This window comes from Streptococcus cristatus (assembly GCF_003944225.1).
GTDB lineage: Bacteria > Bacillota > Bacilli > Lactobacillales > Streptococcaceae > Streptococcus > Streptococcus cristatus_K.
Genome location: NZ_RJPN01000010.1, coordinates 25,271 through 38,390, shown reverse-complemented (window position 1 = coordinate 38,390; position 13,120 = coordinate 25,271). Strand labels below are relative to the sequence as shown.

Sequence of the window (13,120 nt, the reverse complement as noted above, 5' to 3'; positions counted from 1 at the left end):
TGATGGGTGGAAGTTTTTTTGAACTTTGATATAATATTCCTTGTAAAGAAAGAGAAAGATATACGATGACACGAAAAATTGCCTTATTATCCGATGTGCATGGGAATAGCACAGCCTTGGAAGCAGTACTGGCGGATGCGGAAAGCCAGCAGGTGACAGACTATTGGTTTTTGGGAGACTTGCTCCTGCCAGGAACCGGTCGCAGAAATATCTTGGATAGGATGGAGCAGCTGTCCATCAGCCTCCAGGTCAGAGGAAATTGGGAAGACAGCCTCTGGCATGCCTTGCATCAAAAACTGGATTTGGATCGTCCTAGCCATCTCTATCTGACCCGGCTCTGTCATTTTGTCCTAGAGGAAATCCGTCCAGAAGAGATTGACCGCATGCAGGAACTTCCTCTGCAGATCTTGACAGAAGTAGAGGGATTGAAGATTGCGGTCAGCCACCATCTGCCAGATAAGAATTGGGGGCGGGAGCTGATTCATATTGGCGAGCAGAGCGATTTCGATCGACTTTTTGAGGGGAATGACTGCGCTATCGCTGTTTATGGGCATATTCACCAGCAGTTTCTCCGTTACGGGACTCAGGGACAGTTGATCATCAATCCCGGCTCTATTGGTCAGCCGTTCTTTCTAGATTCAGCTTTGCGTCAGGACTTGCGAGCCCAGTATGCCATTTTAGAGATAGATGCGACGGGTCTGGCTGATGTCGACCTTCGGCGCGTGGCCTACGATGTGGAGCAGGAACTACGATTGGCTCGGGAGCTCCACTTGCCTTACTATGAGATTTATCGAGAAAGTTTGGTCAATGGTATCCACCATACCCACAATCACGACCTGCTGCGAGAAATCAGTGAGCGGGAAGGCTATGCAGATGAGATTGCAGCTTTCTTAAAGTCTGGTCGTAACTCTTGAAGTTACACCATTTTTGATATATAATAGTAAGAGAAGATGATGAGGGAGGAGAAAAAATGCAGATTTCTAGCCGTTTTACCATTGCCACCCATATGTTGATTGTCCTGGCTTTGGAGGGAAAAAAACAAAAACTGACAAGTGATATCCTTGCTGGCAGTGTCGGAGTCAATCCAGTTATTATCCGCAAGACCCTGTCCCAGCTCAAGAATGCCGGGATGATTACCGTTGCTCGTGGGACTGGAGGAGCAGAGATTGCCAAAGATTTGAAAGACATTAGCCTTTTGGACGTCTATAGCGCAGTTGAGTGTCTGGGCAAGAGCGGCCAGCTCTTTAGTTTTCATGATAAGCCCAATCCAGACTGTCCTATCGGCAAGAACATTCACAATGTCTTAGATGACCGCTTGGCGGCTATTCAGGCAGCCATGGAAGCTGAATTGGCTCAGACCAGCCTCGACGAGGTCGTCGCAGCAACCGAAAAAGAAATTAAAGAACAATCTGTTTCCTGGTGAGCAGATTGTTTTTTTACTTAAAATTTTCTGAGATGTAATCATTGACGTTACATTGAGACGTGTTATACTAATAGATATAATAAAAACAATTACAATATAAAATTAACTATCGGAGGATAAGACTATGAAAATCGCAGTAATTGGAGCAAATGGAAAAGCTGGCAGCCTCATCGTGAATGAAGCAGTTAAACGGGGGCATGATGTAACGGCCATCGTTCGGTCATCTAATAAAAGTGAGGCCCAGCATGAATTGATTAAAGATTTGTTTGACTTGACTAAGAAAGACTTGCTTGAGTTTGATGTAGTCGTATCAGCTTTTGGAGCTTTTGCACCAGATAACCTGCCCCAACATACAAGTTCCTTAGAACATCTAGCAATGCTTTTGGCAGATACAAAGACTCGATTGTTGGTTGTCGGTGGCGCAGGCAGCCTCTATATGGATCTAGAAATGACCATCCAGCTGTCAGATACACCAGATTTTCCAGCGGATTACAAGCCTTTGGCTAAAGCTATGGCGGAAGGGCTGGCTCATTTGCGTCAGTTTGATAATGTTCTATGGACTTACATCAGTCCCGCAGCAGATTTTGATGCAGATGGTGCTAAGACGGGCGATTATATCTTAGCTGGCGAAGTCTTTACTGTCAATGAAGCCGGTCAAAGTCGAATTGGCTATGCAGATTATGCTGTGGCTATGCTGGATGAGATTGAAAAGGGCAGCCACATCAAGAAACGTATTTCTGTTCTGGGAAAATGAAAAAAGATTTGGCAGGAGCGCTGCTGAAATTTTAAATTAAAGAGAGGAGAAAGTACATGACTTTTGAATATCAAAGCAAGATTTATCTAGGAGAGGTGGCACTTTATGTTGCCGATTTAGCAAGACAAAAGGACTTTTATCAGCGTGTTTTAGGGCTGGAGCTTTTGGAAGAGCAGGACGGACAGGTGGCTTTGGGCAGGGATGGACAAGCGTTAGTGAGACTTTTAGAGACTAGCGACCGACAGTCCGTTAAGTCGGCTTACGGTCTTTATCATCTGGCAATCTTGCTTCCAAGCCGTCAAGCCTTAGCGGATATCCTGAAGCATTTATCCGAAAATAAAGTTCCTATGGTTGGAGGGGCGGACCACGGTTATAGTGAAGCCATTTATCTGGAGGACCCAGAAGGCAATGGCATTGAGCTTTATCGGGACAAGCCTCAGGAGGATTGGGATATTCGAGAAGACGGCCGCATTATCGGAGTGACGGAAGCACTTGCGGCTCAAGAAATCTATGAATTAGGTCAGGAAGTCCAACCGTTTAGTATTGCTGCAGGCACTCGTATGGGCCATGTCCACCTATCTGTGAAAAATAGCAGAGCAGCCAGTCATTTTTACCAAAAGCTTCTAGGCTTGGAGGACAAATTTTCTGTACCTTCTGCTAGCTGGCTGGCCTCCGGAAACTATCATCATCATTTAGCGGTTAATGAATGGGGAGGTTCTCGCTTGAATCATCGCCAACCGCAACAACAGGGATTGACCTATTTTGAGGCGCAAGTAGAAGGAAAAGAAGACCTAGTAGCTATTTATGAAAATGCTCTGGACTTGCAGGCGCCAGTCCGATGGATTAGCTCCCAAGAGCTAGAAGTTACAGACCCAGATGGGATTGTGGCAAAAGTTAAGACAAGAGTGGTATAATAAGGCATATCAAGAAGTTAAAAGAAAGAAAAAATATGTACAAGACTTATTATGCATCACCGATTGGCCGGATTCTCATCTTGACAGACGCACATGCCTTGCTGGGACTTTGGCTTGAGGACCAGAAATATTTTGGGGCAGGCTATGATTTGGAGCAAGTGCAGGAGGAGGAGACAGAAGTTAGCCAGCGTGTTGCTGCTTGGTTGGACGCTTATTTTAAGGGAGAAAATCCCGCAATAGATGAAATTCCATTGGCACCTCAAGTGACGGAGTTCAGAAGCAAGGTTCTGACAGTACTGCAGAAGATTCCCTATGGACAAACGGCTACCTATTCAGATATTTTGCGGGAATTGCAGGCTGAGTATGGAAAAATTGGCTCTGCTAGAGCGGTTGGTGGCGCCATTGGTCATAACCCCATTTCCCTTCTGATTCCCTGTCATCGGATTGTTGGAAGCGACGGCAAATTAACCGGTTATGCCGGTGGCCTTGATAAAAAAGCCTTCTTACTGGAGTTGGAGGCTGGGGAGAAGACAACAGGATAAATAAAACTATTGATAAGCTAAAAAAGCACCGAACGGTGCTTTTCTGTTATTCTATTCAAAATACAACAAGTCCTTGCTAGTCTCGGTGAAGATTTCAAAACCATTCTTAGTGACATGGCCGCAGTCTTCGATACGGACACCGACCTTGCCAGGGATGTAGATGCCAGGCTCAACAGAGAAGCACATGCCTTCTTCGATGACCATGTCGTTGCCCTCCATGATGGATGGAAATTCGTGGACATCCATACCGATACCGTGTCCAAGGCGGTGGTTAAAGTATTCGCCATAACCAGCTTTTTCGATGACTTCACGGGCGGCGCGGTCTACTTCATGAGCTGTGACGCCTGGTTTGATAAAATCAAGCGCTGCTTGCTGGGCTTCCAATGTCAGATAGTAGATATCTTTTTTGAACTGATCTGGCTGGCCGACAGCAACGGTCCGTGTCATATCGCTGGCATAGCCATTGACCATGCAGCCAAGGTCAAAGAGAAGAAGGGCATTGTTTTCGATCTTATTGGCTCCGGGAATGCCGTGCGGATTGGCTGCGTTATTGCCTGTCAGAACCATAGTTTCAAAGCTCATTTCGTAGCCTTCTCGCTTGATGGCGAAGTCGATTTGAGCGATGATGTCTGTTTCAGTATTTTCTAGTGAAATATTGTCAAAACCGATGTTGACAGCCTTGTCAGCATACTTGCCGGCTACTAGCATTTTCTGGATTTCATCGGCTGACTTGATCAAGCGCAAGCGGTTGATGTAAGGAGTCAAATTGACAAATTCAGCCCCATCAAAAACGGTACGCAGGCCGTGGTACTTGGTTAAAATCAGATTGTCAAACTCGACCGCTACTTGTTTGAAGGTGTGAGATGGTAGGGAAGCCTTGATTTTTTCCCAAGGATTTTCAGAATCGACATAGCCCACAACCTGAAAGTCTACGGTAGAAGAAGCACGCTCAACTTCCAGTGCTGGTACGAAAAGAAGTGGCTCATGGTCAGTGTAGACGAATAGGAACATCTGGCGTTCATGTGGATCGCTGTAAAAGCCTGTTAGGTAATGAATGGTTACAGGATCGGAGATTACAGCTACATCCTGCTTTTCATTTTCAAGATAAGTGATGATTTGATTGATTTTTGTCATAGTTCAACCTTCTTTCTATGCCTCTATTTTTGCAGAAAAAGTGAAAAAAATCAAGGATTTTAGTGAGGATTCCTCATCCTTGATTGAGATTTTTGGGAGAAAGAAAGATAGGGTAAAATTTTTACAAGAATGTTGGAATATAGTGTGCGAAAATAGTATTTTTTAAGGAAAATTTGATATAATAGTGCTTATGGAGCAGTAGGACAAGTACAAAAACAATAGATGTCTAAGCTTAAAAATCGTATAGATATGAAGGTAAAAAATGAAAAAAATATTAGTTGTAGATGACGAGAAGCCAATCTCGGACATTATAAAGTTTAACATGGCTAAGGAAGGCTATGAAGTACTGACAGCCTTTGATGGTAAAGAAGCTCTAGAAATGTTTGAAGCAGAGCAGCCGGATATCTTAATTCTGGATTTGATGTTGCCAGAAGTGGATGGACTGGATGTTGCTCGGACCATCCGCAAGACCAGCAATGTGCCGATTATTGTACTTTCGGCCAAAGATAGCGAATTTGATAAGGTAATCGGTCTGGAAATCGGTGCCGATGACTATGTGACCAAGCCCTTTTCAAATCGTGAATTACTGGCTCGGGTCAAGGCCTTGTTGCGCCGTTCTGAATTAATCCCAGATAGTCATGTGGACGAGAGCAGTCCAAAGGAATTGTTTATTGGGGATTTGCAGATTCTTCCAGATGCTTTTGTGGTGAAAAAACATGGGAAAGAATTGGAATTGACCCATCGTGAATTTGAACTCTTGCACCATTTGGCTACTCATGTTGGTCAGGTTATGACGCGTGAGCACTTGCTGGAAACCGTCTGGGGCTATGATTACTTTGGAGATGTGCGGACAGTCGATGTGACCATTCGTCGTCTGCGCGAAAAAATCGAAGATACTCCAAGCCGTCCAGAGTACATCTTGACTCGCCGCGGTGTCGGTTATTACATAAGAAATAATGATTGAAACGCTAAAAGAATTTGTGCTTTCTCCTGACTTTGTCTTTTCACTGATTGTTGTCGGATTTATCATCGTTGTGGCTCTTTTGCTGCTGGAAAATCGACGAGATACTCAAAAGCTGGTGCAGTTAAATCAAAAGATCAAGGGATTGATTGCAGGAGATTATTCAGAAGTTTTAGATATGCAGGGCAGTCCTGAAATCACGGACATGACCAATTCCATTAATGATCTTTCTGAAGTGATTCGCCTGACGCATGAAAATTTGGAGCAAGAGACCAAGCGTCTATCCAGCATCTTGTCTTATATGACGGATGGTGTGCTTGCGACCAATCGTCGAGGGCAGATTATTACCATCAATGATATGGCAACCAAGCAATTGGGGGTCAAACGTGATGATGTGCTTAATACCAGTATTTTAGATTTGCTGGATATTGCCGATGAGTACGATCTACGCGAATTGATTACCAATGTTCCAGAATTGACCATTGATTCTCAAGACGAAAACGGCGAATACGTAAGCTTGCGGGTTCGATTTGCCTTGATCAGACGGGAGTCAGGTTTTATATCAGGGTTGGTAGCAGTGTTGCACGATACAACGGAGCAAGACAAGGAAGAACGGGAGCGTCGGCTTTTCGTTTCCAATGTTAGCCATGAATTGCGGACGCCTCTAACCAGTGTAAAATCCTATCTGGAGGCTTTAGACGATGGCGCTCTGTCAGAGCCTGTTGCACCGGAATTTGTCAAAGTCTCACTAACTGAGACAAATCGGATGATGCGGATGGTGACGGACTTGCTTAGCTTATCGCGGATTGATAATAATACCAGCCATCTGGACGTTGAGCTGACCAATTTTACGGCCTTTATCACCTATATCCTCAACCGTTTTGATAAGATAAAAAATCAGGATGAGACCAAAAAATATGAGATTATCAGGGATTATTCAATTACGCCGATTTGGGTAGAGATTGATACGGATAAGATGACTCAGGTTATTGATAATATCATGAACAATGCCATCAAGTATTCACCTGATGGTGGGACGATTACGGTTTCTGTGAGGACAACAGATGTTCAGTTGATTCTTTCAATTTCGGATGAAGGTTTGGGCATTCCCAAGCAGGATCTGCCAAAGATTTTTGATCGTTTCTATCGGGTGGATAAGGCCCGCAGTCGAGCCCAGGGAGGAACGGGCTTGGGTCTGGCTATTGCTAAAGAAATTATCAAGCAGCATCATGGCTTTATCTGGGCCAAAAGTGAGTACGGAAAGGGCTCTACCTTTACTATCGTCCTTCCATATGATAACGATGCTGTCCGTGTAGATGACTGGGAAAATGAAGAGAATGTAGAAAGTGAACATGACTAAGGGATTTCAATATAGTATTCTAGCATCAGGCTCGAGTGGTAATTGCTTTTATCTGGAAACAGACCAAAAACGCCTACTTGTCGATGCTGGTCTATCAGGGAAAAAAATTACCAGCCTTTTGAGTGAAATTGATCGCAAACCAGAAGATTTAGATGCTATTTTGGTCACCCATGAGCACAAGGATCACATACATGGTGTAGGAGTTTTGGCGCGTAAGTACAATCTAGATATTTATGCCAACGAAGCAACCTGGCGAGCGATGGAAAAGGACTTGGGCAAGCTGGATGCCAGTCAGAAGCATATCTTTGAAATGGGTAAGATGAAGACCTTCGGTGACCTCGATATCGAAAGTTTTGGAGTGAGCCATGATGCGGCTGCTCCTCAGTTTTACCGCTTTATGAAGGATGACAAGAGCTTTGTCATGCTGACGGATACGGGCTATGTTAGCGACCGCATGGCTGGAGTGATTGAGAATGCAGATGCTTATTTGATCGAGAGCAATCATGATATCGAGATTCTCCGGAGCGGTGCTTATCCGTGGAGTCTGAAACAGCGCATCCTGTCTGACTTGGGGCATTTATCCAACGAAGACGGTGCAGAGACCATGATTCGCACACTTGGCAATCGCACCAAGCGCATTTATCTGGGGCATTTGAGCAAGGAAAATAATATCAAGGAGCTGGCTCATATGACTATGGTCAATCAACTGGCTCAAGCTGACTTGCCAGTGGGTCATGATTTCCAAGTCTTTGATACTTCTCCTGACACTGCAACGCCTTTGGTAAATATCTAATCATCAGTCGCTCAGAAAGAGAGTGGGACGGAAATCGGTAATTCGTTAGAATTCGATTTCGTCGTCCCACCTCCGCACAGTTGAATAGGGCTGTAAAAGCTGATGAAATCAGCGTAGTAGAACCCACTCAACCACTGCGTCTTGCTCGACAATCCAAAGACAATTGAGGGGCTAGGACTTTTGTCCCAACCTCTTTTTTAGGATTGACAAGAATTATTATTTATGGGAAACTAGTTTTATATTTTTTAGCTTGTTTTTTATACTAGAAAGGAAGCTAAAGAATTGAAATGAAGAACGACTATGAAAATCTACGTGAGGAAACCAAATGCGCTTGATTTATTTTGTGATTGCCTGTCTATCTTTGGCCTTAGGAGTGCTGGGGATTTTTCTGCCCCTTCTTCCTACGACCCCATTTTTGCTTTTGTCTATTGCTTGCTTTTCGCGTAGCTCCAAGCGGATTGAGAATTGGCTTTATCACACCAAAATGTATCAAATCTATGTCGCAGATTTTCGGGAGACTGGCTCGATTGCCAAAGAGCGCAAGAAAAAGATTATCGTGTCCATCTATATCTTGATGGGAATTTCTATTACTTTCGCGCCCATTATTTGGGTGAAAATTTTCTTGTTCGCCCTGACAATCTTTATTACTTATTACCTTTTCAAGGTCATCCCAGATAAGGAATAGACCGGGAATTACGCTAAGAAGACAAGTAAACAAGTGCGTTGACACTTGTTTTTTGGTATAATGGTAGATAGTTCACAAAGAACATCATTTTAGAAAGGACGGATTGGACTCATGCTCTGCCTTGGCCTAGCATGAAAAAGAAACTATGGAACATTTAAAAGATGCACTGCTGGAGCAGTTTGGACTGGTGTTTGAAGACAGCAGTCTGCTAGAGACCGCTTTTACTCACACCAGCTATGCCAATGAGCACCGCCTCTTAAAAATTTCACACAATGAACGCCTGGAATTTTTAGGAGACGCTGTTCTGCAGCTGATTATTTCTGAGTATTTATATAAAAAATACCCCAAAAAACCAGAAGGAGATTTGTCAAAACTACGCTCTATGATTGTTCGGGAGGAGAGTTTAGCTGGCTTTGCACGGGACTGTCAGTTTGATCAGTTTATCAAGCTGGGTCGCGGTGAGGAAAAGTCCGGAGGCCGCAATCGCGATACCATTCTGGGTGACTTATTTGAGGCCTTTTTGGGTGCCCTTCTTTTGGATAAGGATGTGGAGACTGTTAAGGACTTTATTTATCAAGTCATGATTCCCAAGGTGGAAGCAGGAGACTTTGAGCAGGTGACTGACTATAAGACCAAGCTGCAGGAACTTCTGCAGGTTAATGGCGATGTGGAGATTGTCTATCAGGTTACAGATGAGACAGGGCCAGCCCATGCTAAGAATTTTGCTGTGGCTGTATTGATTAATGGTCAGAAAGCAGGTCAGGGACAAGGCCGTTCTAAGAAACTGGCTGAGCAGGAAGCTGCCAAGGATGCATTTGAAAAGGAAAGTCACTAATGTTTTTAAAGGAAATTGAAATTCAGGGCTTCAAGTCATTTGCAGACAAGACCAAGGTGGTTTTTGACCAAGGGGTGACTGCTGTTGTTGGTCCCAATGGCTCAGGCAAGTCCAACATTACAGAGAGCCTGCGCTGGGCTCTGGGTGAGTCGAGCGTCAAGAGTCTGCGGGGCGGTAAGATGCCCGATGTCATTTTTGCAGGGACGGAGAACCGCAAGCCACTCAACTATGCTTCGGTCGTTGTGGTTTTGGATAATCAGGACCAGTTTATCAAGCAAGCAGGCAAGGAAATTCGTGTCGAGCGCCATATCTATCGCAGTGGTGATAGCGAGTACAAGATTGACGGCAAAAAGGTCCGTCTGCGCGATGTCCATGACCTTTTCATGGACACAGGGCTAGGACGGGATTCTTTCTCCATCATTTCCCAAGGGAAGGTAGAGGAAATCTTTAACAGCAAACCAGAAGAGCGTCGGGCTATCTTTGAAGAAGCTGCTGGAGTGCTCAAATATAAGACCCGTCGCAAGGAAACAGAAAGCAAGCTAGCGCAGACAAAAGACAATCTGGATCGCTTGGAAGATATTATCTACGAGCTGGATAGTCAAGTCAAGCCACTGGAAAAGCAGGCTGAGACGGCCAAGCGCTTTTTAGAACTGGATCAAGAGCGTCAGGAGCTTTATCTGGATGTCTTGGTGGCTCAAATCAAGGCGAATAAAAGTGATTTGACGGCGGCAGAAGCTGATTTGGAAGCGATCAAGCAGGAGCTGGCGGCCTATTATACGAAACGGGATGAATTGGAACGTGAAAACCAAGAAATCAAGGTCAAACGTCAGGAAGTGAATCAAAAACTGTCTGACGATCAGGCCAGTCTTTTGGAACTGACTCGTTTAATCAGTGATTTGGAGCGCCAGATAGACCTAGCCAAGTTGGAATCGAGTCAGGCAGCTAGCAGCCGTTTGGAAAATGAAGAACGCTTGGCTGGACTGAAAGAAAAAAGCCAGCAGTTGACGGCTGATATTTCCTCCAAGGAAGCTCATCTAGCTGATTTAGCAGTCCAGTTGACTGAAAATCAAGAGGCCATGAGCCAGTTGGAAGCAGAGTTGGCGGACTTTTCAGATGACCCAGACCAGCTGATTGAAAATCTGCGGGATCGTTACGTCAAGCTCATGCAAGAAGAAGCGGACTTGTCCAACGACTTGACCTCGCTAGAAAATCGACTGGAGAATGAGCGAAGCCAAGCTGCCAGTAAACAGGCAGAGTTTAGCAAACTACAGGCTGATTTAAAGGCTGGTAGGCAAGAAGAAGCGGCTCGACAGGCGGAGTTAGAAGAAGCTCAGACTGCCCTCAGAGCCTTGCTAGGTCAGTATCAGGAGCAGCAGGGGCAGGTCGAGAAGTTGGCGACTGCTTATCAAAATGAGCAAACCAGCATGTTTGCCCTGCTGGATGATTTGAAAAATAAAAAAGCCCGTGCAGCCAGTTTAGAAGCTATTCTTAAAAATCATAGTAATTTCTATGCAGGTGTAAAAAGTGTCCTGCAGGAAGCTGATCGTCTGGGTGGTATTGTCGGGGCAGTCAGCGAGAAATTGAGCTTCGATCCTCATTACCAGACCGCTTTAGAAATTGCGCTCGGAGCAAGCAGCCAGCATATCATCGTTGAGGACGAAGGGGCAGCGACCAGAGCCATCGATTTTCTTAAGAAAAATCGGGCTGGTCGGGCTACCTTCCTACCTCTGACGACCATCAAGGCTCGTCAACTCCCCGAGCAAAATCGATCTCGAATTGAGGCCAGCCCGGGCTTCCTAGGTTTGGCTTCGGAGCTTGTGACCTATGAGGCAGATTTGGAGAATATTTTCCAAAATCTGCTGGGAACAACCGCTATTTTTGATACGATTGAGCATGCGCGTGCGGCTGCCCGTCAGGTTCGTTACCAAGTCAGAATTGTAACGCTGGACGGAACGGAACTGCGCACAGGCGGTTCTTACGCCGGAGGAGCCAATCGCAATAATAACACAATCTTTATCAAGCCTGAACTGGACAGCCTGCTTGGAGAAATGGAGCAGCAGTCCCAGAAGCTGAAAGCTCAGGAGCAGCAAGTCGAAAGCTTGCAGTCTCAGCTATCAGAGGCCAAGCAAGCCTTGGAAGCCATCAAGTCTGAGGGTGAGCAAGCCCGCTTGACGGAGCAAAGAGTCAAGTTGGCCTACGAACAGATTGCAGAGCGGGTTGCGGAACTCAGCCAGCTGGAGCAACTCCAGGAGCAAGATTTGGCTAATCAGACTGAAGCAGCAGGCCTTGCTGAAAAGAAAAAAATGGAAGAGCGGCTGTCGGCTATCGAGGCTTCCAAAGTAGCCATTACTGCTGAAATCGAGCAAGTCAAGTCGAATAAAAACGCTGTTCAGGATCGTTTCGATCAGCTATCGGCTAACTTGTCAGAACTGAAATTGAAGAGCACGGAGCTGACTTCTAGCCAGCGCTTTGAGAAGAATGATTTGTCGCGTTTGCTAGAGGAGAAGGCTGCTCTGGACAAGGAAGTCGTTACTTTGCAGCTTTTGATAGAGCAAAAGGAAGAAGCGGTCAGCCAGAAGGTGGATATTTCCGTCTTGGAAGAGCAGCTTAAGACTGCCCAAGAGAAAAAGACAGACTTGGATCAGAGCCTCATCCGACTCAAATTTGAGCTGGACGACTTAGAGGGCCAGTCTGAGGATATTCTAGGGAACTTAGATCAAGCCCGTCAGCAAAACGAAAGTCTGATTCGCCGTCAGGCCAAGGCAGAGGCTGAAAAAGAGAAATTTTCAGATGCCTTGCGTCGTCTGCTGACTAATCTGACGGATAATTACCAGATCAGCTTTGAAGAGGCTGATCAAAGAGCGCGTTCTTTGGAAAATCTTGCAGCTGCAGAAGCCCAAGTCAAAGACTTAGAAAAGGCTATTCGTGCTTTGGGACCGGTCAATCTGGAAGCAGTAGAACAATTTGAAGAAGTCAGCAACCGACTGAATTTCCTCAAAAGTCAGCGGGACGATGTCCTCTCAGCCAAAAATCTTCTCTTGGAAACCATTGAAGAGATGAATGACGAAGTCAAGGAACGTTTCCAAACAACCTTTGAAGCCATTCGTGAAAGCTTCAAGCTGACCTTTAGCCAGATGTTTGGCGGCGGTTCAGCTGACCTGATCTTGACAGAAGGCGACCTGCTGACAGCTGGGGTAGAGATTTCGGTTCAGCCTCCGGGCAAGAAAATCCAATCTCTCAATCTTATGAGTGGTGGAGAAAAAGCCCTGTCAGCCTTAGCCCTTCTCTTCTCCATCATCCGCGTCAAGACCATTCCGTTTGTTATCTTGGATGAAGTTGAGGCAGCTCTGGATGAGGCCAATGTCAAGCGCTTTGGGGATTATCTCAATCGCTTTGACAAAGAAAGCCAGTTTATCGTTGTGACCCACCGTAAGGGAACCATGTCTGCGGCAGATTCCATCTATGGAGTAACCATGCAGGAGTCAGGAGTTTCCAAGATTGTGTCGGTCAAGTTAAAAGATTTAGAAAGTTTATAGTATGAGTATAAAATTAGTAGCAACAGAAATCGGAATAAGGTAATTGATACAATAGAATACTAAGAAAGCCTTTGAATAAGTTGTTTCAAGGCTTTTTACTGTCTATAGATAGAAGGAAATGGGTATCAGAAATACTTTGATTCTGTGGAGACACCCTTGATTTGTTAAACGTTAAATTGCATG

Annotated in this window: 12 protein-coding genes; 11 read left to right on the top strand and 1 reads right to left on the bottom strand. The window is 45.1% G+C overall.

What is annotated here, in order from left to right; all coding sequences use genetic code 11:
• The first annotated feature begins 65 nt into the window (after positions 1–65).
• The 5 genes from D8797_RS08925 to D8797_RS08905 all read left to right on the top strand — a co-directional run bounded on the left by D8797_RS08925 (position 66) and on the right by D8797_RS08905 (position 3,633).
• Positions 66–914, top strand: a complete 849-nt coding sequence (locus D8797_RS08925) for a metallophosphoesterase family protein (RefSeq protein ID WP_125380325.1) — start codon at positions 66–68, stop codon at positions 912–914.
• A gap of 56 nt (positions 915–970) precedes the next feature.
• The gene (locus D8797_RS08920) at positions 971–1,423 is read left to right on the top strand and encodes an Rrf2 family transcriptional regulator (protein WP_125380323.1); all 453 of its coding nucleotides are present in this window, start codon (positions 971–973) and stop codon (positions 1,421–1,423) included.
• A 124-nt stretch (positions 1,424–1,547) separates the two neighbouring features.
• Entirely contained in the window at positions 1,548–2,177 is a 630-nt protein-coding gene (locus D8797_RS08915) for an NAD(P)-dependent oxidoreductase (RefSeq protein WP_125380321.1), read from the top strand.
• Between the two features lie 56 nt (positions 2,178–2,233).
• Entirely contained in the window at positions 2,234–3,091 is an 858-nt protein-coding gene (locus D8797_RS08910) for a VOC family protein (RefSeq protein ID WP_125380319.1), read from the top strand.
• A gap of 35 nt (positions 3,092–3,126) precedes the next feature.
• Positions 3,127–3,633, top strand: coding sequence for a methylated-DNA--[protein]-cysteine S-methyltransferase (locus D8797_RS08905; RefSeq protein WP_125380317.1), 507 nt, complete (start codon positions 3,127–3,129; stop codon positions 3,631–3,633).
• Between the two features lie 51 nt (positions 3,634–3,684).
• Here the strand turns inward: D8797_RS08905 and D8797_RS08900 are convergent, their stop codons facing one another.
• Positions 3,685–4,767, bottom strand: a complete 1,083-nt coding sequence (locus tag D8797_RS08900; protein WP_125373724.1) for a M24 family metallopeptidase — start codon at positions 4,765–4,767, stop codon at positions 3,685–3,687.
• A gap of 262 nt (positions 4,768–5,029) precedes the next feature.
• On the opposite strand from D8797_RS08900, the gene yycF reads away from it, so the two are divergent.
• From yycF to smc, 6 genes are all read left to right on the top strand, one after another.
• Positions 5,030–5,731, top strand: a complete 702-nt coding sequence (gene yycF, locus D8797_RS08890; protein WP_005589489.1) for a response regulator YycF — start codon at positions 5,030–5,032, stop codon at positions 5,729–5,731.
• A complete protein-coding gene (gene vicK / locus D8797_RS08885; protein ID WP_125373726.1) occupies positions 5,724–7,088 on the top strand; it encodes a cell wall metabolism sensor histidine kinase VicK in 1,365 nt (454 codons plus the stop codon). The genes yycF and vicK overlap by 8 nt, the downstream gene beginning before the upstream one ends.
• Positions 7,081–7,881: an exodeoxyribonuclease WalJ gene (walJ, locus tag D8797_RS08880; RefSeq protein ID WP_048763295.1), complete on the top strand. Its 801-nt coding sequence runs from the start codon at positions 7,081–7,083 to the stop codon at positions 7,879–7,881. Before vicK ends, walJ begins: the two co-directional genes overlap by 8 nt.
• 325 nt (positions 7,882–8,206) lie before the next feature.
• Positions 8,207–8,566, top strand: coding sequence for a YbaN family protein (locus D8797_RS08870; protein ID WP_125373727.1), 360 nt, complete (start codon positions 8,207–8,209; stop codon positions 8,564–8,566).
• Between the two features lie 145 nt (positions 8,567–8,711).
• Positions 8,712–9,401, top strand: coding sequence for a ribonuclease III (gene rnc, locus D8797_RS08865; RefSeq protein WP_125373728.1), 690 nt, complete (start codon positions 8,712–8,714; stop codon positions 9,399–9,401).
• Complete coding sequence (gene smc, locus D8797_RS08860) at positions 9,401–12,937, top strand: chromosome segregation protein SMC (protein ID WP_125380315.1); 3,537 nt, start codon at positions 9,401–9,403, stop codon at positions 12,935–12,937. Before rnc ends, smc begins: the two co-directional genes overlap by 1 nt.
• The last annotated feature ends 183 nt before the right edge of the window (positions 12,938–13,120 follow it).

What these genes read in the sequence shown, in the direction of transcription:
- D8797_RS08925 (WP_125380325.1), top strand. Translation starts at nt 66, where the DNA reads ATGACACGAAAAATTGCCTTATTATCCGATGTGCATGGGAATAGCACA.
- D8797_RS08920 (WP_125380323.1), top strand. Translation starts at nt 971, where the DNA reads ATGCAGATTTCTAGCCGTTTTACCATTGCCACCCATATGTTGATTGTC.
- D8797_RS08915 (WP_125380321.1), top strand. Translation starts at nt 1,548, where the DNA reads ATGAAAATCGCAGTAATTGGAGCAAATGGAAAAGCTGGCAGCCTCATC.
- D8797_RS08910 (WP_125380319.1), top strand. Translation starts at nt 2,234, where the DNA reads ATGACTTTTGAATATCAAAGCAAGATTTATCTAGGAGAGGTGGCACTT.
- D8797_RS08905 (WP_125380317.1), top strand. Translation starts at nt 3,127, where the DNA reads ATGTACAAGACTTATTATGCATCACCGATTGGCCGGATTCTCATCTTG.
- D8797_RS08900 (WP_125373724.1), bottom strand. Translation starts at nt 4,767, where the DNA reads ATGACAAAAATCAATCAAATCATCACTTATCTTGAAAATGAAAAGCAG.
- yycF (WP_005589489.1), top strand. Translation starts at nt 5,030, where the DNA reads ATGAAAAAAATATTAGTTGTAGATGACGAGAAGCCAATCTCGGACATT.
- vicK (WP_125373726.1), top strand. Translation starts at nt 5,724, where the DNA reads ATGATTGAAACGCTAAAAGAATTTGTGCTTTCTCCTGACTTTGTCTTT.
- walJ (WP_048763295.1), top strand. Translation starts at nt 7,081, where the DNA reads ATGACTAAGGGATTTCAATATAGTATTCTAGCATCAGGCTCGAGTGGT.
- D8797_RS08870 (WP_125373727.1), top strand. Translation starts at nt 8,207, where the DNA reads ATGCGCTTGATTTATTTTGTGATTGCCTGTCTATCTTTGGCCTTAGGA.
- rnc (WP_125373728.1), top strand. Translation starts at nt 8,712, where the DNA reads ATGGAACATTTAAAAGATGCACTGCTGGAGCAGTTTGGACTGGTGTTT.
- smc (WP_125380315.1), top strand. Translation starts at nt 9,401, where the DNA reads ATGTTTTTAAAGGAAATTGAAATTCAGGGCTTCAAGTCATTTGCAGAC.